We start from the raw sequence: 287 nt of genomic DNA, 5'->3' as shown, positions 1-287 counted from the left end.
AGGCCAATCAAACCGGGAGATACTGGTTCTCCCCGAAAGCTATTTAGGTAGCGCCTCGTGAACTCATCTTCGGGGGTAGAGCACTGTTTCGACTAGGGGTCATCCCGACTTACCAACTCGATGCAAACTGCGAATACCGAAGAATGTTATCACGGGAGACACACGGCGGGTGCTAACGTCCGTCGTGAAGAGGGAAACAACCCAGACCGCCAGCTAAGGTCCCAAAGTCATGGTTAAGTGGGAAACGAAGTGGGAAGGCTCAGACAGCCAGGATGTTGGCTTAGAAG

At 53.0% G+C, this 287-nt stretch carries 1 rRNA gene; it reads left to right on the top strand.

Features of this window, described 5'->3' with window-relative positions:
* Window positions 1-287: ribosomal RNA gene (locus BHE89_RS01180) — 23S ribosomal RNA — on the top strand; the annotation flags it as partial.

It is taken from the genome of Shigella sp. FC1967 (assembly GCF_001743005.1).
Taxonomy (GTDB): domain Bacteria; phylum Pseudomonadota; class Gammaproteobacteria; order Enterobacterales; family Enterobacteriaceae; genus Proteus.
The sequence above is the reverse complement of the archived record's forward strand: the minus strand, read 5'-3'. Positions and strand labels throughout refer to the sequence as shown.